The 20,527-nt window shown below is 37.7% G+C and carries 22 protein-coding genes and 1 pseudogene; 3 read left to right on the plus strand and 20 right to left on the minus strand.

Annotation, left to right across the window (positions count from 1 at the left end; genetic code table 11):
* Positions 1-20: 20 nt before the first annotated feature.
* Positions 21-293 (plus strand): YqhV family protein, encoded by a 273-nt coding sequence (locus tag KI375_RS08375; RefSeq protein ID WP_207453398.1) that lies wholly within the window; start codon positions 21-23, stop codon positions 291-293.
* 295 nt (positions 294-588) lie between these two features.
* Here KI375_RS08375 and KI375_RS08380 read toward each other — a convergent pair.
* Together KI375_RS08380 and KI375_RS08385 are read right to left on the minus strand one after the other, a co-directional pair.
* Positions 589-675 (minus strand): annotated as a pseudogene (locus KI375_RS08380) (helix-turn-helix transcriptional regulator); the annotation flags it as partial.
* Positions 676-706: 31 nt separating this feature from the next.
* Positions 707-2,242, minus strand: a complete 1,536-nt coding sequence (locus KI375_RS08385) for a recombinase family protein (protein WP_212973036.1) — start codon at positions 2,240-2,242, stop codon at positions 707-709.
* A 346-nt stretch (positions 2,243-2,588) separates the two neighbouring features.
* Between KI375_RS08385 and KI375_RS08390 the strand changes: the two genes are divergently transcribed.
* Entirely contained in the window at positions 2,589-2,951 is a 363-nt protein-coding gene (locus KI375_RS08390) for a YhjD family protein (protein WP_212973037.1), read from the plus strand.
* 500 nt (positions 2,952-3,451) lie between these two features.
* Positions 3,452-4,207 carry a hypothetical protein gene (locus KI375_RS08395; RefSeq protein ID WP_212973038.1) on the plus strand — a complete coding sequence of 252 codons (756 nt, stop codon included), beginning with the start codon at positions 3,452-3,454 and terminating at the stop codon, positions 4,205-4,207.
* A 192-nt stretch (positions 4,208-4,399) separates the two neighbouring features.
* Here KI375_RS08395 and KI375_RS08400 read toward each other — a convergent pair whose 3' ends face one another.
* From KI375_RS08400 to KI375_RS08485, 18 genes are all read right to left on the minus strand, one after another.
* Positions 4,400-5,455, minus strand: coding sequence for an N-acetylmuramoyl-L-alanine amidase (locus tag KI375_RS08400; protein WP_212973039.1), 1,056 nt, complete (start codon positions 5,453-5,455; stop codon positions 4,400-4,402).
* A 1-nt stretch (position 5,456) separates the two neighbouring features.
* On the minus strand, positions 5,457-5,672 hold the full coding sequence (locus KI375_RS08405; RefSeq protein WP_212973040.1) for a hypothetical protein: 216 nt from the start codon (positions 5,670-5,672) through the stop codon (positions 5,457-5,459).
* Positions 5,673-5,717: 45 nt separating this feature from the next.
* Complete coding sequence (locus KI375_RS08410) at positions 5,718-6,005, minus strand: phage holin (RefSeq protein WP_212973041.1); 288 nt, start codon at positions 6,003-6,005, stop codon at positions 5,718-5,720.
* A gap of 12 nt (positions 6,006-6,017) precedes the next feature.
* A complete protein-coding gene (locus tag KI375_RS08415; protein ID WP_212973042.1) occupies positions 6,018-6,278 on the minus strand; it encodes a hemolysin XhlA family protein in 261 nt (86 codons plus the stop codon).
* Between the two features lie 114 nt (positions 6,279-6,392).
* Positions 6,393-6,755 carry a hypothetical protein gene (locus tag KI375_RS08420; protein ID WP_212973043.1) on the minus strand — a complete coding sequence of 121 codons (363 nt, stop codon included), beginning with the start codon at positions 6,753-6,755 and terminating at the stop codon, positions 6,393-6,395.
* 121 nt (positions 6,756-6,876) lie between these two features.
* The gene (locus KI375_RS08425) at positions 6,877-7,302 is read right to left on the minus strand and encodes a hypothetical protein (RefSeq protein ID WP_212973044.1); all 426 of its coding nucleotides are present in this window, start codon (positions 7,300-7,302) and stop codon (positions 6,877-6,879) included.
* Positions 7,302-7,529, minus strand: coding sequence for a hypothetical protein (locus tag KI375_RS08430; protein WP_212973045.1), 228 nt, complete (start codon positions 7,527-7,529; stop codon positions 7,302-7,304). Before KI375_RS08430 ends, KI375_RS08425 begins: the two co-directional genes overlap by 1 nt.
* Before the next feature lie 16 nt (positions 7,530-7,545).
* Positions 7,546-7,851, minus strand: coding sequence for a hypothetical protein (locus KI375_RS08435; protein WP_212973046.1), 306 nt, complete (start codon positions 7,849-7,851; stop codon positions 7,546-7,548).
* A 2-nt stretch (positions 7,852-7,853) separates the two neighbouring features.
* Complete coding sequence (locus KI375_RS08440) at positions 7,854-12,845, minus strand: phage tail spike protein (protein WP_212973047.1); 4,992 nt, start codon at positions 12,843-12,845, stop codon at positions 7,854-7,856.
* 43 nt (positions 12,846-12,888) lie between these two features.
* The gene (locus KI375_RS08445; protein WP_212973048.1) at positions 12,889-13,542 is read right to left on the minus strand and encodes a hypothetical protein; all 654 of its coding nucleotides are present in this window, start codon (positions 13,540-13,542) and stop codon (positions 12,889-12,891) included.
* A 66-nt stretch (positions 13,543-13,608) separates the two neighbouring features.
* Positions 13,609-14,301 (minus strand): phage tail family protein, encoded by a 693-nt coding sequence (locus KI375_RS08450; RefSeq protein WP_212973049.1) that lies wholly within the window; start codon positions 14,299-14,301, stop codon positions 13,609-13,611.
* 3 nt (positions 14,302-14,304) lie between these two features.
* Positions 14,305-17,826, minus strand: coding sequence for a tape measure protein (locus tag KI375_RS08455; RefSeq protein WP_212973050.1), 3,522 nt, complete (start codon positions 17,824-17,826; stop codon positions 14,305-14,307).
* A gap of 170 nt (positions 17,827-17,996) precedes the next feature.
* Positions 17,997-18,431: a hypothetical protein gene (locus KI375_RS08460; RefSeq protein ID WP_212973051.1), complete on the minus strand. Its 435-nt coding sequence runs from the start codon at positions 18,429-18,431 to the stop codon at positions 17,997-17,999.
* Positions 18,432-18,478: 47 nt separating this feature from the next.
* The gene (locus KI375_RS08465) at positions 18,479-19,081 is read right to left on the minus strand and encodes a phage tail protein (RefSeq protein WP_212973052.1); all 603 of its coding nucleotides are present in this window, start codon (positions 19,079-19,081) and stop codon (positions 18,479-18,481) included.
* Complete coding sequence (locus tag KI375_RS08470) at positions 19,081-19,515, minus strand: hypothetical protein (RefSeq protein ID WP_244852432.1); 435 nt, start codon at positions 19,513-19,515, stop codon at positions 19,081-19,083. The genes KI375_RS08465 and KI375_RS08470 overlap by 1 nt, the downstream gene beginning before the upstream one ends.
* The gene (locus KI375_RS08475) at positions 19,496-19,903 is read right to left on the minus strand and encodes a hypothetical protein (RefSeq protein ID WP_212973053.1); all 408 of its coding nucleotides are present in this window, start codon (positions 19,901-19,903) and stop codon (positions 19,496-19,498) included. The genes KI375_RS08470 and KI375_RS08475 overlap by 20 nt, the downstream gene beginning before the upstream one ends.
* Positions 19,860-20,246: a phage head-tail adapter protein gene (locus KI375_RS08480; protein WP_212973054.1), complete on the minus strand. Its 387-nt coding sequence runs from the start codon at positions 20,244-20,246 to the stop codon at positions 19,860-19,862. Before KI375_RS08480 ends, KI375_RS08475 begins: the two co-directional genes overlap by 44 nt.
* Positions 20,221-20,523 carry a phage head-tail connector protein gene (locus tag KI375_RS08485; protein WP_212973055.1) on the minus strand — a complete coding sequence of 101 codons (303 nt, stop codon included), beginning with the start codon at positions 20,521-20,523 and terminating at the stop codon, positions 20,221-20,223. The genes KI375_RS08480 and KI375_RS08485 overlap by 26 nt, the downstream gene beginning before the upstream one ends.
* Positions 20,524-20,527 lie beyond the last annotated feature (4 nt).

The raw sequence follows: 20,527 nt of genomic DNA on the forward strand, positions 1-20,527 counted from the left end.
ACATTTTGCAGGAGGAAAACATGTTTATATTTTTAGAGAAAACAATTATCATAATGGCTTTATTAAGAGTATTGTCGGGGAGTATTGATATATTTGCGGCGTATCTTATGCTGCGGTTTAATGAGGTAGAAAAAGCTCTCGTTATAAATAGCTCACTTGTGCTAGTTGGGCCGATCGTATTCATTATTGCAACGACAGTAGGTCTAGTCGGTTTAACAAGTCAAATTTCCTTCACCAAAATCATTTGGGTTTTTATTGGTGTCGGATGCATTTTATATGGAGTAAAAGGCTGAAATACGTTGCTTCCCCCCACCTCTCTAGTGGGCAGTCAGCGATCCGCTTGTATTTTTCTCCGCTGCATTCACCTCTCAATCGATCAGCAGCTAAAAATAAATATTACCATAACAAAACCCGGTTCCGTATTCGGATATCCGGGCTTTGTACTCCATTTCACTACAACTGAGATTGATTGTACCTTACCTTAAAGCTATAGAGAATCAAAGTAAGTAGTTATTCATTAAAAGATCAAGTTCCTTTAAAAACTTAACTACTACAAGTGGGGTAAAACCCCACTATAAATGTTTCACTTTATAACTTTAATTCCCCCATGCGTAGAAGTTCCACGACAGCCTGGGATCGGCCTTTCACACCCAATTTTTGCATGGCGTTAGTCATACATACCTTTTGCATGGAATAGAAAGCATAGTTATTCAGAGAAAGTATAAGTTATATTAAGCTTGCCGTCAGGGTACATAATGATTTCGTCAAGCAACTGTTTAAACACGTGGTGTAGGTCTTCCTCGTGCTTATCAAGTTGCTCAAATGCTTCTTTAATGTTTTTAATTTGCTCTTGGGTATTATTCTCCTGCTTTAGGATAAACAGTTTATCTTTTATTTTAGCAATCTCATCTTCGTATTCTTTTCTCTTCTCTTGAAATTCTTGTTTAGATATTAATTGATCTTCTAGATAAAGATCCACAAGACCAGCATTTTTCTTTTCTATCAAAGATAGTTTTGACTGCAGGGATGACACTTCTTTTTTCTTTTGCTGCTGAACTGTATTTTTGAAATTCAATTCAATGTCAGTGGCTTTTTCTTTTAGTTTTTTTAACATTAATTCTCTAAAATCTTCATAAAGAATCGGGGCATGGTTTACGCATAAATCTTTCCCCCCACGCCTATAAGCACTGCACTTGAAGTATTTCCACTCCACTCTCACATTATCCTTTTTACGAGTTCGGTAAGATTGCATGATCACCATACTAGATCCGCACTCTGAACATTTTAAAATATTCCTGAATTCGTTCCAAGGAGTGATTTTCTTTCTATGATTCTTGTGCTTTTTGCTGTTAGCTAATTCCCACTCTTCCATAGGAACAATAGCAGGATGGTGGTTTTCATATATCATCCATTTTTCTCGTGGATTTTGAATTTGTTTCTTACGGCCATCTATTTTTACAGTTGTATATCTATTATGAATAAAAGTTCCAGCATAAGAAGGATTTTTTATAATGGATTGGACTGTCGTAAGCTGCCATTTTTCTGTTTTTTGAGGTGGAACAACATTCCCCTTCTCAAGTTCTTCATTCAGTTTATACATAACAGACTTAAATCCTAAACCATGGTGATTGTACCAGTGAAATATTTTCCGGATGGTAGGGGCAATTTCTTCGTCAATCTGAAGCTTTTTATTTACGCTTTTATATCCGTAAGGGATTTGACCAATATGCTCACCACGTCTAACTTTTGCTGCAAGTGCTCCTGTTACCGACACAGATAATGTCTTAGGATATTGAGCAGCAAACATGGAAAACATCTCAAATTTCATATCATTCTTACCTTCGTAGAGACTGTCGTATCCTTCTTCCAGTGTTACTAACCGCACGCCGTGAGCAATAAGTGTTTCTTTGATTTCCAACGAATCCCTCATGTCACGTGCAAGCCGATGAATCGATTTAAAGACGACCATCTTTATTTCACGCTTACGAGCTTTTTCAAGAACTAGCTGCATTGCAGTACGATCAAGTAAAACAGTACCGGAAATACCATTATCAAAGACAATGGACTTTTCTTCCCACTCATAATTGTTACTTTCAAGCCAATATCGACATATGTCAATTTGATTTTCTGGCGAAGAAACTTGCTCATCCTTGTCGGTTGAAACCCGTACATAAACCAAATAGGGAATTTCTTCCCAAGACGTAGTAGTCTCTTCTTTATCTGAATCATTATTTAAAAGCATACAACCCCTCCTTATATATTTTTTAGGGAGTGTGATTGCTTATAATTATAGCGAACATTCGTTTCAATAGCTATGCTTATTTTATTATATGATTAAAATACATTATTATTTTTTCAAAGAAAAACAATATCTCTCAGCTCCCTGTAAGAAGGCGAGTATCCATATCCCCCCACATCTTTAATCGCTGTAAAAAGTGCTTTTTGTAAGTTACTCATTTTTAAAACTCCCCCTGTATAATTTCTCTCTTTACGTTAATTATATTACCATTATTTACCTACCAGGATCTCCTCGACAACAAGAACATTCATTCGTATAATAATTACAAACTTGAGAAAGGTGAACCTACATGTTAATACCAGAACATGATGAACCCATAATAGAAAAGGCTATATTCTTACCATTGCTCATTAAAGTTTTAAATCGTGATCTAATAGCCATTGGACAAAGTCAACTCAAACTTAAAGAGCCTTACTATAAATACGTTGAAAAAGTAATGCACGCCATTCAACAGGATTCATACAAAAACAAAAAATATATGAGGGATAATAACATCAAGATATATTGTGTAAACCGTACAAATTATGAAGTAATATACAAAGGCTATGGGGAGATACGAAGTTTCGCAAAACATGTGCTCAAAACTCGAAGCCAGGAACTCCTAGAGGATTATATGCTTAACAGAAAAAGTAGACACCCGTCCGAATGGTGAGTTGCTTTTTTTATTTTAAATATTATTTAAAGTATTTTTATAAAAGGTGAAACGCTTTTTGGTTAATTGACGTCTATAATAATAGAATTCTCATAAAGGAGGATTAATTGATCTAAATTCAAATAGAAAGGAGCTTCTTTATGAATAAACGTACAACTTTTTCTTTAATTATTTTACCAATCGTTGTGATTTTGCTATTTACTATAAGATTGGACTTCAATCCTTTTATAATAGTACCAATATCAATAGTCCTAGCTATTATTGGAATTATTCTTGCACTCAATGCGAAAAAAACATTTACTCTAGTATCTTTAATAATACTACACTCCGTAACTCTTACTTATCTGTTCGTATTTTTAGTAACATTATTCTTTTTCGATGCAAGAGTTCATAACGGTTAGCATTTATTAAATAGACAACTTTTTAGGAGGTGAGAAAGATGTATTGATTTGAGATATTAGAGATTTATTTATTATCAAAAAAATAAGGGGGAATCTAAATTGAAAAAAATAAAAAGAATAACTTTAGTTTTTTTAGTATCTTTATTATCTATATCTGGTTTTGCTAGTGGAGCTTTTGCCAGTGAAGAGGTAATATCAGAGAATGAGGAAAAGTACAAAAGAGATTTAGAGTTTATAAAACAGTCGATGGTATTGTTAGAAGATGAGTTTAAACAGACTGATTTATTAATGGAAGAGTACCTAAATGAAGAAGATCAGGATTTGGACTATTCGTACAACGACCATAATCAATTAGCAGCACCTACAAAATCGGTAATTAGAAATGCTTCAAAAGCAGCTGCAACTGGAGCACAACCTTTTTTACCACTAACTGCTGCTACTCTTAAACATTCAGCACAAGATAAGCCTACTGCATTATCTTATAAACAAGGAACATCTATGTCGAATAAAATAAAAAGTTCAACCGCATTTAAAAATGAACTTGCAAAATTTAAAAAGAAACTACCATCAAAGGGTACATATTATAGTTACAATGGTTCAATGGCACTTTCTAGCCCCAAAGATCTTTATTTAGCACTTAATAAGGTTTCATATTTGATGGCAGCAGAAAAAGTAAACGGGAAATGGAAGATTTATACCCATGTAATGGATACTTATAATTTCGAATACTGGAATATGAAAGATCTACCTGTTGGAACAGAGTTACTGAAGTCATTTATCAATAATTATGGCTATGTTGCAATGAGCACCGGTGCATTAAATCCATATCCAATAAACGTGTATATTACCAATTAACTGCGAGCAATATTGTTCTCAAGAAAGGCCTAAGCTCTAAAAAGTCGATTTCTTAATTTCTTGAAATCGACTTTTTTATTAAACTTTTCCTCAATTAGATAATAAGTAGATGATCTTTCTGTTCATCTATTCTCTCCTTTTTAATCCATATGATGTGTGACCTTATAATAAAACCATAGTGAGGGCCTTTTCTTATCCACGCAATTTCTTAAGCAATTGCGTATTTTGTGCTGGCGTACCACTATAATTTTTAATCCCGTGTTTAGTCGCCAACTTTTTCCGGTTGGCAAAGCTGGAGTCTGCCTTGATCGATTTAAGATAATCGACAATGGAATTGGTCTTCTGGTCGCCTTTAGGCTTGCTTGGCTTTTTTGGAGTCGATGTATTACCGTTAATTACGTCTTGCACAGCCTGATAGTTTTTTCCAAGCGATTTCTTACGAGCTTCCCCATTTCCATGCTTTCCGGCTAAAGTTTCTTTTACCAATGTATCGATAGATTTTTCAGCAGGTTTTGGTTTTGACTTGGTTCCTAATAATTTTTCATTGACTCGTTTTTGTACGGCATCATACTGATTACCAAGTGATTTTTTACGCTCAGCACCGGAACCGTGTTTTCCTGCGATAACTTCGTCCACAAGTTGCTCAATGGATTTGGTTTTAGGCTTGCTAGGAGCAGGTTGCGGTTTAGATGCTGGTTTCCCCTTCAAACGATTGTATTCCCCAATAATCCCATTTACCAATTGATCCCATGTTTTATCATTAAGGATTTTTGACGGACAGTGTTTACCACTCCAATCCTTGTGTTGCTTGATATTGCTTTTGCTGGCAACGATTCCTAGATCAACGCATAATTGAGCAACGACCTTAACCGTATTATCAAACGTCTTCTTAAATTGGGAGCTAAGTGGATCGTTCAGATTGGTAGTATTTCGGTTTCTATCGTAATTCCGACACATTTCAATTCCTACTGTATTGCGGTTCCCGTAGCCGTTACCACCATCCCCGGCATGCCATCCGTTACGGTTAAATGGTAAGCCTTGGACAGCTTCCTTTTCGTCAATGGCAACGTGGAAAGAAACTTCATTATTATTGCCTCGCATATAACTGATTTCATTGACAGCAGGCATTTGGTTGTCTGTATTATGAATAGTGATCTTTTTAGGCACCATTGTATTTGGACATTTAATGCCATGTTTACTTGTTGCAACGAGCATCTGTCTAAATGGTACGCCGTTCTTAGTAGCCATATTATTTTACCTCCTTGATCTCATCGGCTTTGAAACCTTGGGTAACCCAACCAATATCATTTTTAAATCCGACAAAATGGATTCCATTTTCAATCTTTGTAATCTCGCCTTTAAAATTGCTTGTTTCCATAATTGTAAGAGCATGACTTTCTATAAATTTGTCATTTTTGGTTTTGTTGGCATCTGCAATCTGTACTCTTTGTCCTAATTCAAACATTTGAAATTCCTCCTTTTTAAAATGAAAAAGAGCCCCTAAGGACTCTTACAAATACTCTTTATCGTTTCGTGGCTTGAGGTATCTTAATGCCTGTTTGCTGTCGCTAAACCCTTTAACAGTGGGGTCTGTGACTGTGTTAAACACACTAATAACGATCAATCCAAGGAGATAAGGGTTACTGTATGCTTCTACTACCAGCTCCAGTAAAGTCCCCCAAGTAGTTAGGTCCTCAAAAGATAACCCTACATAAGCTAATAGTGGAGTTAGCACTGCCAGAACAAGTTGTGCAATAAACACAGGGTTGTTAAATCTTACTTTCCAGTTTAGTTTCATTGGTAATTCCTCCTAAAATAATTTTGTCATCGCAATACCGACTAGCCCACCGACTACAGCGGTGATAATTGCTGTAATGATTGCTCCCGTGACCTTACGTCTTATCCACTGGGTATCGTTGCGGATTTCCTTTAACATGTCCCTCAGGTAACTAATTTCGCTATCTTGCAACTTGTCATTGATTTTTAATGCCGCTACATCGTTTTTTATTTGCCCTTGTTCTTGCTTTAAATCGTTTATGTCCTGTTGTACCTGATTTTTCCACACGTCCATGTCTCCAACCTCCAAGCGATCCGCCCCCTTCTCTCTATAAATAAAAGGACCCCGAATGGAGTCCCGTTTTGAACAATATAAAAAGCACCTCGTGTGAGATGCTTTATACCTAAATCACTTGAAATTTTCTAGATACAGCTCAATTTCACGAACTAAACTGCTAGCTTTTTCAAATTCTGTCTGTAATTCCGCTACCTTTTTATTATAATTTTTATATTCTTCGCTGTTCTGTTCTTCATTATTTCTTAACTTCAAGTAGGTATGTTTTTGTACTAATAGTTCTCTTGCCTGGTCGTTAGCAGCTTCGCGATCTTCGTTAAGAGCTTCTTTAATCTTTGATTTTATTACATTTTCCCCTGCGCTAGTAATAACTTCGTTAAGATTTCCTTGTTTGAAATAGGCTTTTTCATTTCCGTCATATACAACTCTATCAGCTACTCTACTAGTTACCTTGCTGACATCATAATATTTACCCATTTAAAATCCCCCTCAATTGTAGTCAAATTTATAATTCGACATAAATAATGGAAGTCCTTCTTTTTACCCAAAACTTTATACCCTAATTCATCAAAAAATATTTCACCAAAATAAAAAAGCCTTATGCGGCTTGTAGGTCTGCGACTACTTTATCTTTGATCAATTCTTTTAGCTTGTCCTCTAAGGAAGCATCTTTATATTCATTTTTGGTTACACTGATCGGTCCATTTAACGAGAAATCTACACCTGATGTGATAAAGTTTAAAGCTACGCCAGTATAAGGATTATTAAATCCATCATCATAATCAAAATTAATTCCTGTAATCGTCACTTTTGCTGTTTCCAGCCCCTCAATGACCCGGTTTATAATAAGTGTTTTAAGCTTATCAAGATCTGCGGAAAATTCTTCAAATGCCTCTTTCGCCACTTTGACAGGACCACTTAAACTATAATCTCCCGTAGAAGAAAAATTAAGCTGGACGCCTGTGAAATCATTCTGATCTCCGTTATCATAGGCAAATTTAATTTCTTTGACTGTTATGTTCATTATTTATCCTCTCCTTCTTTTTTATTTTCCTGTGGAACAGGACCAGCTGTCTTAGCCTTTTCTTGCTTGAGGGATTCCTCTAGCTCGGCAACCTTTTTCTTCTGTTCACTTAATTCCTGTTCTTTGAAAACAGCAATAGATTCCCATTCGGATGCTCTCCCTTCTGAATCTGCAAGTTTTCCCTTCATACTTTCCACGACATGTTTCAAATCATATTTTAAATCCATTTATGCTACCTCCAATTTATTTTATTTTTGACTTCAGTTTCTGGTTTTCTTCTTCTAGCTTAACTACTCGTTCAGTCAAACCTTTTGTAACTGCGCCAATGACGTGTACAAAGGAATCAAAATCGAAAGTTATTTCACCTTCTATATCTCTCAATAAGTCGTCAGGGGCTGTATCAGGTATTATCACTCCATAACTGTCATAATCATTTACAATAACCCTATCACCGATATCAAATGACTGTTTATATATTTTAAAATCAGCCTTATTAAAGATTTCCCAAGCTCTCTCCGAGCTTAAATTTCGAATATCTACGTAGCCCATTTTTATGATGCCTCCAATTTATTTAATCTTTCTTCTAATTCTGCAATCTTTAAAACTAGCATTTCATCTTGCGCCTGTAATTCTTCGATAAGCTGAATTTGATCCTGTGTCACATTAGCGTTATGGCTGATAAAGGAATACAAGCTAACAGCTTTCCCAGTATCATCTAAAATTTCTTCGGGCGCTTCTTCTGCAACAATGCCGAATTTCCACTCCCCCACACCATTTCCATTTCTACCTTTGATCTGGTATCTCTTAATGTCTAGGCTGCTAATCACATCGTAACTTTTTTGTACAGTACAATCGGAAATGTTTGTCTTATTTTCGATCGTTGATGTCTCATGGATATTGGCCGAATAAACTCTCCAAAATGGATAGCTTACCGAACCTACATATCCCGTGTTTGGAACCGGTGATCGTAGACAAATTTCTTTTCCTTGGCCACCAGTATTGTTTATTGCAAATACATCCAAGTACTGCCCGTTGTCTATATCGTGTGGAACAAAGCGGAATCTTTGCCCATAATTGATAGTATTTTTTCCGGAATAAAATTCCATCGCCATCTGAGATGCACTACTTCCGATAACAAACGTATCGTTTACGTTCATGCCGATTCCAGCGCTAACGGACCCATTACCAGAGAAGAATCTGAGCGTAGAAGGATCTGATTGACCTTTACCAGCAAGATTACGTATACCCAAGTGGATACGGTCACGACCACTACTATCCACAGCCAACAAGCCTGTGCTATCTAGCTCCACCTTTGCATTCCCGTTTGTTGCGGAAACAATAACATTATTGGCATTGACTCTGCCAGATGTAATGCTATTAGCGCTTAGATTAATTACTGTTACTTTTCCGGCGTCTAGTGTCCCTGTAGTCATCTTACCTGCATCCACAGATGTGATATGAGCATTGTTAACTCTAAAGGCACCTGTAACATTTACATTACCATCAAGAGTAAGCTTTTTACCTTGGATCAATATGCCGCTTGTGTCTACATTAATCTGGTTGATTACGTCATTTTCTTTAACACGTATATTGACAGCTTCTGATATCTGGCTGATTTGGGATTGCAAACCATTCTTCGTGTCCGTGATCGTCTGCTGGATGCTATTCTTTGTTTGGGTAATTTGCGTACTTACATATTGGGTATCAGCAACTTTTTTCCAAGCTTCCCAAGTATCATTGTCATTAATTCCTCGTCGTTCGTATGTGGCAACGTCTGTGTAAAGGGTTTGTTTTATTGTCCCTCCGCTTTTATCACCCCAAGGAATATCAGTGTCTAAAACTCCATACGTTCCATCACTCGAAATTCCCATAACTGATAAACGCTTAAACTCTCTTACAGTTTGTCGTGGATAATCGGAAAAATAATAAGAAGGCTTCTCATTATCATCTCGAGTATCTTTGATACGTTTATCGGATGCGATCAAATCGTTGACTTGACTACTTGTAACCTTACTATCCACCACACCAGCCAGCTGTGTCACAGTAGATTTATCAGCTTTATTATTAACTGATGTTTGAAATCCCTGTGCTGTCTGCGTTAGGCTCGATTGAGTAGCATATTTTTTATCAGCATCGGTTGTTGATATTTTGCTAGTAAGACTTTTTTCGGTTTGTTGAACAAAACTGTCGTAGAGAGTTTTATCAACTTTTTTTGTCACCTGTGTAGAAATACTATCCACAGTTTGCGAAAGCTTGGAAAACTGAACATTGGTAGTCATGTCCTCTGGTGCTGGGGTCCAATCGGTTACCTTTCCTTTTTCAACTTGCTCTCTTCCAACAATAATATCAACATCGTGCGAGGTATCAGCTACACGCAAAATTGATTGGAACCAATCATAGTCTTTTCTTCTTCCCCCACTCATTACAACTCTTTTGCTTTCGTTTGGTTCTATGTGGGTTGACTGTGCACCTCCTGTTGGGGATAAGCCATTCAATCGTAGTTCAAATACTTGAGTTCCAACATTTTTAACATAGAGTGAATACGTATAAGTAACATTGAAAGCCATTGGCTCGCTAATTTTACCGTTAGATGTCCAGACACCTTTTATTTGGGTAGTACCACCGCTTGCCCTTATACGGTACGCTTCTGAAAAACCCCATTCTTCTGTCATATCAACTTTCGAGTAAGAGATGTTTGAACCTTGATAAGCACTCCAATGACCGTCTAGCTTATCACTTTCAGGAGATAAATTTCGACCGCCAATCTCCAAATCATCTAAATTCGTCTGAACCTTAGCAATCTCGCTTGTGAGGCTATCTGCCTTTTGGGTCAATTGACTTTGTGTGGCAAACTTGGCATTTGCGTCAATGGTGCTGATTTTGTTCTTAATTTCCTCGGCATTTTGAGTGATCAAAGATTCATGGTGTTCTACTTCCTTGGTTATTATGTTGACACTGTCCTGACTAGCCTTAGACTGTATGTCTTTTTCCGTCTGGGTAATCTTAGTTGTATGGCTGTCCACAGTCCCTTTTAAAGTGTTAAAATCATCCCGTGAAATCTTAGACTCAATCAAACCAGCTTGGAATTCTAATTCTGTTTTTAAGGTTGAAATTTCTTGTTCGGTGTCTTCTGGTGCGGCCGTCCAACCTTCAGTAGCCTTGTCCCCTCTTACAAGCTTAATCCATTCTATTTTTGCGTATTCGGCACCTCCGCTTGGAAAGTTATAAACATTTAATTTTTTCGGTCCTGAATTCGTACCACTATTTTCAGGGTCGGCAACGACAAATGTTCTCTTATGATAACCATTACCTTTATTAACTAATTGCGCTTGCGATGTTTTAGAACCATTTGCCCAAATACGAAAGTTTTGAGAATCGTTTATTTCTCCTTTAATAATTACTGTCCATGTCTCACCGGCTACCCAGTCCATTGATAACTCGTAACCAGCAATTCGATAGGCTGTTGATTCATAAAGTTTTGCACTCTCTAAAACTAAATTTCTATCGCCAATTTGCATATTATCAATCTTGCTAACTGCGAGACTCAGACCTTCGGAAGTCGCTTCAATATCCAGTTTATTTTGAGCAATACTGTTAATAATCCCCGACTTGTCTTTTTCGTAGACAGTACTTTCTAGCTTGCCCTTTAAAGCTTCTGCTTGTAAGGAAATTTCAGTGCTGTGGTCCTCGACAGTTTTATTAATTTCATCGACAATGGTAGCTTCGGCTTTTGCTTCAATCTCTTTGGCATTTTTCTCGATGGTGAGAGTGTGATCTGACAAGACATCGTCCATATCCGATATCCTATTAATGGTGGTACTTATTTTCCCGTCCATCTCGTTTACATCATGCTCAATCGTGTTGATTTTACCGCCGTGTTCCGTTAATTCCTTTTCGGCACCAGAAACTTTTTTCCTTAAATCAGATGCCTTGTCCTCAATGTCCCTTATCTTATCCGTGTACTCGCCACTATCGATCTTACTCTTTAAGCCGTCCAAAGCGTCCTTGGCATTTTCTAGGGCTGTAGTGGCTTGATCTCGTGCTTCTCCGGCGACTCTTCCGGCTGTTTCTCCAACTTCCTTGGCAGCGTCTGCGGCACTATGGGCGTTGGTGGCTTCGTCAAAAGCATCCTGTGCTTGCTCGATCGCTTCGTTGGCGTTTCCTGTGGCAAGGTTCGCCTTCTCTACAGCTTCATCAGCCTTGTTTCGGGCGTCCTGGGCTTCTTCTTCGATATCGCGGATATCTGCGGAAACAACTAATTGCCATTCGATACCATCATAGCGATAGGTGCGAGTGTATTCTCCATCCACAACCCTAAACCATAGGTCACCTTCGATTAAATGATCACCTGTAGGCTCGTCTGGACCATAATAATTGGTATTCTTACCATTGGCCGCCCGAATAGCTTCATTGGCTTTTTCGTTTGCCTGGTTGATCTTCTCGCCGATGTTATTAACAAGATCGGTAGATTTATTGACTGCATCTGTTAACCTAGCTTTGACATTTCCAACGCTAACCTTTTTATTTTTCTCAGCGATGGAATCATACTCCACTTTGACCACTTGAGCCTTAACATCAATACCCATTTTGCTATGTTTGACCGTAATGGTATCGCCCATTCCGACAAGCTCTAAGGATGCCACATCTTTGTATTCTTCTGTATCCCACAGGGATTCAAATTCTACCTCCATGGAGACTGTGGGGAGATCCTTGGCTCCCGTATTGAAAAAATCCTTAGAAGCGTTGTAAAGATCAGTTTCATTTTTAATGGATTCGTCATCGCTAAGGTCTAGTGGCTGAATATGAATGACTGGGTACTTGTCAATATTTGGACTGTCAATGAACTTCCCATCGATGGTGATAAGCTGTTCAGGTTCATCTTCTGTAGCTTCGATATATTTAAATGGGAAGATCCTTGTAATTACTTCCGATTCATCAAACTTTGCTTCTAATCCAGTAAGATTTTTTCTATACGTAACTTCCACACCATCATCAGAACCACGCCTAGCATGCATAATAAGATTAAAGTTATCTCGCTCAATTTGCCCACCCCAGATTTGCAAAATGGAGCCTTCCATTCCACCAATCATCTGTAAGGGATTAGTCCTATAAAGCCTTGTGCTAGATTTAGTGGTGTTATTACTACTTGTAATATTAAACCTTGTCGGATAGGACAAATTCTTCTGTATGGTTTCCATAGCTTCTTTTAGGGTTACATTGGATACGGCTAAGACTTCGACAAAGTTATGGGCAAGATCGTTCGTGATATGTTGGCCATGGATGATATAAGTATCTTTTTTCATATCCTTCTCAATGGCGTAAATCCTGAATAGCTGTGGATCCTGTTTGTCATTAGCCTTTGCTTTAACGATCATGCCATTTTCAATTTGATCAGCTAAAAATCCGTCAGAATCGTATTCTATTTTAATTTCAAATAGGCTATTTAGTTCTTCTTCTGGTACGGAAGATATTGCTTCGCTAAGTACGCCTAAGCCGTTGTGGACAAAGTTTGTTTCGTCTTTTTTATAAAGGATTGGAAACAATCATGTTTACCTCCTTTTCTTTTATGACATAAAAAAACACCAATTAATTGGTGTCTTCCTTGTTTGTGGGTTCAAACTTGAAGTTTTTAAACTTCTCTTCTATTTGTTGATGGCTTTCTTTTAATTCAGCATTGAATATTTTTGGATAAGAATTTTCTTGTTCTATAGCTACTTTTAGTTTCTTTTTGTAACACCAATATTTCCACCCTAACTTACTCATACGTTTCGGCAACTTATCAAATCGCTCTAAGTGGCTGTTTCCCTCGTCCATACCTGGGGATACGATGCAATAATTATTTAATGAATCTTGGTATATAACTTCGAGTTCATATGCCTCTGAATTTCCTAAATTAAATTTTTCTTTGCTTAATTCTAATCTTAACGACCTATTCTGATCTGGTTTAATACCTACAATCGGTTTGGACAAAAAGTAATACTTTTTTACTTTTCCATCTGATTTACTTGAAGGGGCTGATAATAATATAAAAGCTTTAACAATATAACCTTTTCCAACGTTTGTTAATTCTACTTCCCAATAAAAGGGATGTTTATTGTTTATATTAATGCCTTTTTTATATCTACTGACAGTAACTTGTGATGAATACTCCATTAATAAAGTTTTGCTGGCATAGACAACTGTTCCTATTGTAGCTATTAATAACAACACGTTAATTGAAATGGACGCCCAATTAAACATAATACTCACTCCTACTAATCTATTTCTTATAAGAGTGTACCATGAATATGAGAATGAAGGGAGCCATCATACCCACCTCCACCTAGGATTAATTTCTAATTTCGTTATATCGCCATCAAACTTGATGACATTCTCTCCATGATCTAAAACAGGAAAATCACCAATCATGTGATTATTTAGATTGGTGATGTAGCCGTCTGCTTTTCGGTATGCATTTTTCATTTCAGAGTCAATTTCAATGGTCCCATTAATATTCTGAATCGTAACCACTTGATCATTAATGTAAAATTTACCTGTGCCCTCCACATAGGCCTTGATGTAAGGTTCTGATTCATAGCCCTCATTGTTTAACACGGTTTGGGCGGTTATAGTGATCGGTTGACTCTCTTCTTCGAACTCAAATGGAGCAAGCACAAAGTTCACTGTAAACTTACCATACTCCAATATGACGTTTTCAGCTTCCTCAATGGAGAGAGATTTGATTTTATAATAAATACCAGGATCATCGCTAAATGATAATTTTTTTCCATAAAAAAACATCATCTTTGCCTTTCGAAAAGCCGGCTTAAATGATGTGTCTTCCAGAAAGTTAAAAGTTATGGGATACGGGATATCTTTAAAACCATACTTTTTAGTTAGCGATCCATGTCTGCCTTTAATTTCCTTGTATTCTACATCCTGCTCAGCTGTGGGAATGGGAGGACGATCTGCCACACTTAAATCATATTTCTCCACACTAACATCATTGATATATACCATCCATTAACCTCCCCATGCTGCTTTTCTTCTGTCTCCTACTATGTTCAACTTGCCATCAATTTTATTGGCCAACATATCAATGTCTTGGTCATCTCGAACTGTAGCATAAATGACCACGTTATTATGATTAGTGGTTGTCATTGTACTGGCAATCATTTCACCGATTTTCCCTAAAACATTATCCTTCAACGGAATAATGGCTTCTGGTCCAGCTTCACCTACACCTTGCAAGCCTGCATTTGCTGTATTAAAAATGGTCGGTTTAGTAAATATTCCGCCTTTCGCATTCCAATTTACGTTAAAGCCTGTTGGATACGTGATGGATTTCCCCATTACGGTTCGGGAGTTTGTAGCTAAGCTGAATTTAGGAAGCTTTGGCAAAGAAGGCGTAGGGATTTTTAATTTTAAATTGTCAAATTTCTCCTTAAGTAGATCTAATGCTGTCTCGATCGTTACCTTGGCAATTTTAATAGGTCTGATCATGGCGTTTTGAATTTCAGCAAATTTCCTTAAAGCTGCCCTTCTAGTATTCTCAAAAGTAATGGTAGACTTCTGATACAGCCCCACCAATTCAGTTGCAGTCCCCTTTTTTAAGTTTTGGAAACTTTTAAGACCATTTACTGCTAGAGAATTTAATTCTTTGCCTGCTGCTCTTCTGGTGTTTTCAAATGTACGAGTAGATTTTTGATATAGTTCAACCAATTCTGAAGCAGTACCGCTTTTTAATTCTTGGTAACTTTTAATTCCATTAAAAGCCATGGTCTTTAACTCTCTAGTTGTTTCAATGGTCAATTTAGCTGTTTGAACACCTATGTCTCTTGTCATTACGTCATACTTGGACATAATTTCACCGGTATACCAATCTATTACCCCGACATGTTCTCCGGCTTGAGCTTTAGCTTCTGACAATACATCGGCATGCATGCCCTCTGCTTGAGCGACTGTTTCGTCACGTTGGCGAGTGGCTTCAGCAATGATGGCATCAGCTGATTTCTTGTGTTCTTCGGTTCCGTTTTCCCTTAACAATATTGCTGTTTTTATCTGATCGTTATAAGCTTCTTCAGCTGCCTCAACAGTCTTATCACGTTGTTCAACTGAGTTTTTAACAACTTCTGCTGCTTGTTCGGCTGAAATTTTACTACTTTCTGTTTTTAATCGTTCCATAATAACTAATTGATCCGCTTCACTTTCGGATAAAATCATAATACCCGTTTCGGTCATTTCTTGCTGAATTTTATTAATCTCGTCCATTTCTTTTTGTGTAGTTTCTCGTTTTTCTTTAGTGGCTTTTGCAGTTATTTCCTCAATTCTTGCAAGTCCTTCTTCTGTAACTTTTATCCGATCGTCAAAACTTTTCTGTGTAGTTTCTAATAAATGTTGTTTTTCTTCATCCGACATCTTTTTAGAACCAGCAAACAATTCTTGCAAGCTAGCGAGAGATTCCTTTTTCTGTTCTTCTAATTTACTGACTACGGCATCTTTCATGGCGGTGAAGTTACCCACAATTTCATCGGCCATTTCTTTGGAAACAGCTTGTCCAGACCAGCTTAATTGTTTTAAAGAGTTAGAAGCTTTCTTCTCAAGGTCTAAAAACGCCCCCACAGCTCTCTCTGTGGCTGAAGAAACTTTATTTCCGAATACGTCAGCTTCTACGGCAGGTTTGCTTAGCTCTTTTGCTGTGTATGCCGCACCAGCTGCCAGAACGGATAATCCAGCTACAGTAAGACCAACCGGTCCGGTTAACATACCAAAAGCACCAACCAAAGTCCCTATTGAACTAACCAGCGTTCCAGAAACTACCAAAACAGGGCCAGCTGCAGCGGCAAGAGCGATAAAACTGGCAATAGTAGCTTGCGTTTTAGGCTTTAGATTCATAAACCAATCGGCAGCACCCGAAATTTTATCGATCAGACTCATAAAAATATCAGACATGTGATCAACGGTTGGACCTAACATTGTAGGTAATTGTGTGATAAAACTTGTCAGTTTTGAAACGGATCCTTTGATTTTATCAAACAATTGATCTGATATAATTTCATCACCAGCCCGACGCCAAGCACCTTTCATGGAGTCAAGCGCACCTTTCCATGTCCCTTCTAAAGACTTCAAGGAACCTCCCATGGCTACTGTAGCCCCATTGACACCTTTTGTTCCATTCATCATGCCATCGACAAGCCAGTTTATTGCTTTTTCACTGCCTATCGCACCATCCGAAATTTTCTTACGCATATCTTCCATCGATACTTTTGCTTGGTTAGCAAGAATCTTCAAAGCGTTTATACCTTTATCACCTAAACGGTTCAATTCTTCCCCCGTGATTTTCCCGTTTGCGGTAATTTTGGCAAACACATCAGCCAACTCTTGAATCTCTTGACCACCTCCACCCATGGCAGCCACTGAATTGGCTATGGCTTCCATTACAGGCTCCGTTTTCTGTGCTTCCATCCCGAAAGATACGAGTTTCCGGTTAGCACTTACAAGATCTGGGAAAGCAAATGGTGTGGTTTTAGCAAAAGCCATAATCCTATCCATGTGCTTCTCTGCTTCCTCCGCGCTATTTAACAAAACACTGAAAGCCTGCTTTGACTCTTCCTTAAAAGCCTTGTAGCCTATCCCTGTTGCCACTAAACCAGAAGCAACCGCTAATAACGGGGCAGTAACCTTTTTGGATAAATCCTTTCCCATACTTGTCATCCTGCTGCCCACATCTTTTAGGCGTTGGCTAGTATCTTTTAACTTTTGAGAGACCCGCTTGGTGACACTTTCCTGATCCTTTAAAGCAACATTAGTTGTCTTTATCTCATTTGCTAGTTCTTGTTCGGCTGTCTTGGCTTCCAATAATTGGGTTTCATACTTATCAACTTCTGAAGAGTTTTCCCCATACTTTAATTTAGCCTGTTCAAGCTGTTCCTCGTAGTTTTTGACCTGGGATTTCGCAAGCTCATGCGATTTATTTAAATGATCAATTTTAAGTCTTAACTTGTCTGATTCTTTGGCGCTATCGCCTAGTTGCGCTTTGTGAAGATCATATTCAGCGTTTAGCTTCTCTGTGGACCCTTTCAATTGATCTTCTTTATTTTTTAGTTCATCGAGTTTTTGAGTTGCTCTTGCAGATTCAGATAATCGGTCCTTTTCTGCCTGTTCGGCTTCACCCAATTGGACAGATGTTTCCGCAATCTTATTTGCAAGTTGCTGTTCTGTAATCTGATTTCTGCGTAATTGTGTGTCTAATCTAGCCGCCTCGTTGGAATTATCCCCCCACTGACGCTTAGCCTTTTCAAGTTGTTCTGCTGTTGCTTGTGTGCGTTTTTGGGCAACGGAATATTGTTTCTCAAGGCTATTTAATTGGGATTTTAGTTTATCTGTGGAAGAACCAGTAAGCTTCATTTGCTCCTGTTGCAACTTAAATTCCTGCCTGAGTTTTTTAGCTTCTGCGTTCATATCTTTCAAGGCAGCATTAAATTCTTTGTTGAATGCTTTAAATGTTATTTTTACCTCATTATTTTTCGCAGCTATGTTTCTCACCTACCCTTCTTTAGGGTTTGCCCGCCAAGCGTCATATGCTAGTTTCCCTCTATAAATTCTTTCGACTGAGGAAATCGGCTCATGCCAAAAAGTTTCGGAATCAATTCCCGAAACTAGGCAGTAAAGAACATACTTATCTTCAATGCATTCAAATTTAACGTTTGGCGGTTTTATTTTTTTCCCGATTTGCTTTTATCGGCACTGTCTTCAAAACCTTTTGCAAAATTATTTTCCTCTCTATCTACAGCATCTTCGATTAATTCCCCATAAAGTTCTGCTGTTTCCATCACTGAATAATGGTATCGATCAAGAAAATCTTCGTAGCTCATTTCGACTTTTCTGTTTGCAGATATAAATCCTAAGTAGACAACATTCAACATGTTTTCTTCGTTTAAGTTTGCTATACTTCCAGTTTGACTCATTTCAACAAAGCGATGTAATTCAGACAAAATAGAAGTTTGAATTAATCCCATTTCTTTTCCTTTTTTCAATGCATAATTAGATAAAAAGGCAGGATATGTTTTTTCGTTGAAATAAACTGTTTCATACTCCCCGTCCACTTCACGAATTTCATATTCTTTGAGTGTGATTTTTTGTATTTTCAAATTTAATACCTCCTGAACAAAATAAAAAGACCCTTGTAATCAGGGTCTTATCCTTCCACTCCACCGCCAGTTCCGTCCGATTTGACTAAATCAGTAGTAAATTGCTTATGCCATTGTTTGGCTACTGTTTCGTCTCCTAGATCATTCACAAGAGCTTCATAGTAAAAATTCTTCAATTCATCTGGCAATACGCTGAATTCTAGTTCCAATTGCGCTACCTCTTCACTACCGTTTTCAATCTGGATTCGGAACCCGGTTGCATTTGTACAGTTAACAAAAGCGATTAATTTTACAATATCTTCGAACTCATCGATTACATCGGCAGTAAAGATAAATTTTTTCCCTTTTGATAATGTTCCATACGCCCACACTCCGGGTTTTAAATCCTTATTTGATAAGCCAAAGAAATCTCTAGCAACTTGAATGGGAATATGAGCATTAACTGTATTATTCATTCTTACAGGTTTAGAAATCTTTTTAGATTCCACTCCCTCACAGTTTTTTACAATATCTCTCATTTCCGTTTCACCAGTGATGGAACCCATACACCCGAATTTAGTTCCTTCTTGTTGAGTTCCATTTTCAAAAAATTGGATACTTGCTCCTGTGATGGTGACCGCGTCAAATTCTTCAATTCTTGTTTCTGGCACTATAATTCCTCCTTTAATACTTTATCAATTCGTTCACTTAACTTATCTGTTATTCGGGGTGTCGCTAATTGTAGCCCCCGTTCGGAAAATGCTTGTTCTACAGGGTTGAAAGGGCCACGCCCTTCATCCGGGAAAACTAAATAACCAAAACTGCCTGGATTATTTGCAGCCCCGCCTTTTGTCTTGACGGTAAAACCAAGATTGTCCTTTTCGGCTTTCCACCATTTACTATGCTTTGCATGGTTTTTAGGACGAATAGCCCCTTTCCATGAGGATATTGGCAAGTCTTTAGTGACTTCTTCAGCAACAATTTTTATGCCATCTGTATGAAGGACTTCATTTACTTCTCGTTCCATGCGATTGGGAAGTTTAGCAATTTTTCTTTCCAGAGCTTCTATTTCCTTTGTATCAATTTCAAACCGTGCAACACTCAATTGGGATCACTCTCCTAAACTGCAATACCACCCTATCAATATATCGATCGGTGTCCTTCATCTGGAGACGCTCCTTATTTGTACTCGTAAAATCGACACCTGGAGCCTTTAAACATGTGGAAATAATATCTATGGTTTGTTCATCCACATCGTCCCGATTTTCGCTATAATAATAAATACGGATATTTTGAGCGACCTTCTTGAAGTCGTTTGTGCGTTGAAATTCTCCTGTTTCAAAAATAAAACAGTTATACCCTTCTTCCAGTAGCCGTTCATCCTCATCCTCGGCTATTTCGTCTTCGTATACTGGAAGATCGAAGGTTTCAACAATTCCATCATAAATATTACTCTTCTGCTTCCGCATTAGTTTTTTCGTTTTCTCGTTCATGCACAGCACCTACTTTTTGCAAATAGAAAAATATATTCCTTTTTGCTTTGTCGGGATCAGCTTTAATTACGTCAAATTCAATACCCTCAATAACGGCTTTTAATTTACTTTTATTGATATTTAGAAAAGATGGAGGATAGGGTGTTTTTACTTTCAAATCTAAACTAGCCCCTAGAATCCCTGCCATTCGATAATCGTTATCTCGACAGGACATTTCTTTAAAGGCTAACTTTCCTTCTGAATTAAAAGTTTCCCCTAGCCTTTTCCCTGTTTTAGAACGTTTGGTAATCTTATGTCCATAGGTGAGAAAACCGTCATTATACGTCTCTCGATAAGCCTTCATTCAACTTTCCTACCTTTCCAAGAGCAGCGAGTAAAATCAATCTAGAAAGTTCATGGGCAAAGTTCTCCTCAAACTCATCGGCCGCGTTGTTGTAGACATAGCGACATCGTTCAATTAATAGTTCTTTAGGCCATTTTTCTTCATCAAAATCAAAAGTCGCACCCGTCAATTCCGACAAGTACGACTTTGAACGGGAGATAATACTTTTTAAGTCTATATCTTCCTCATCCCATGTTATCTGTAGGCGATCTTTTAAAGATTTTAATAGCTCTTCCACTTAA

Origin of the sequence: Bacillus sp. J14TS2, from assembly GCF_018333015.1 — a bacterium.
Taxonomy (GTDB): Bacteria; Bacillota; Bacilli; order Bacillales; family Bacillaceae_C; genus Lederbergia.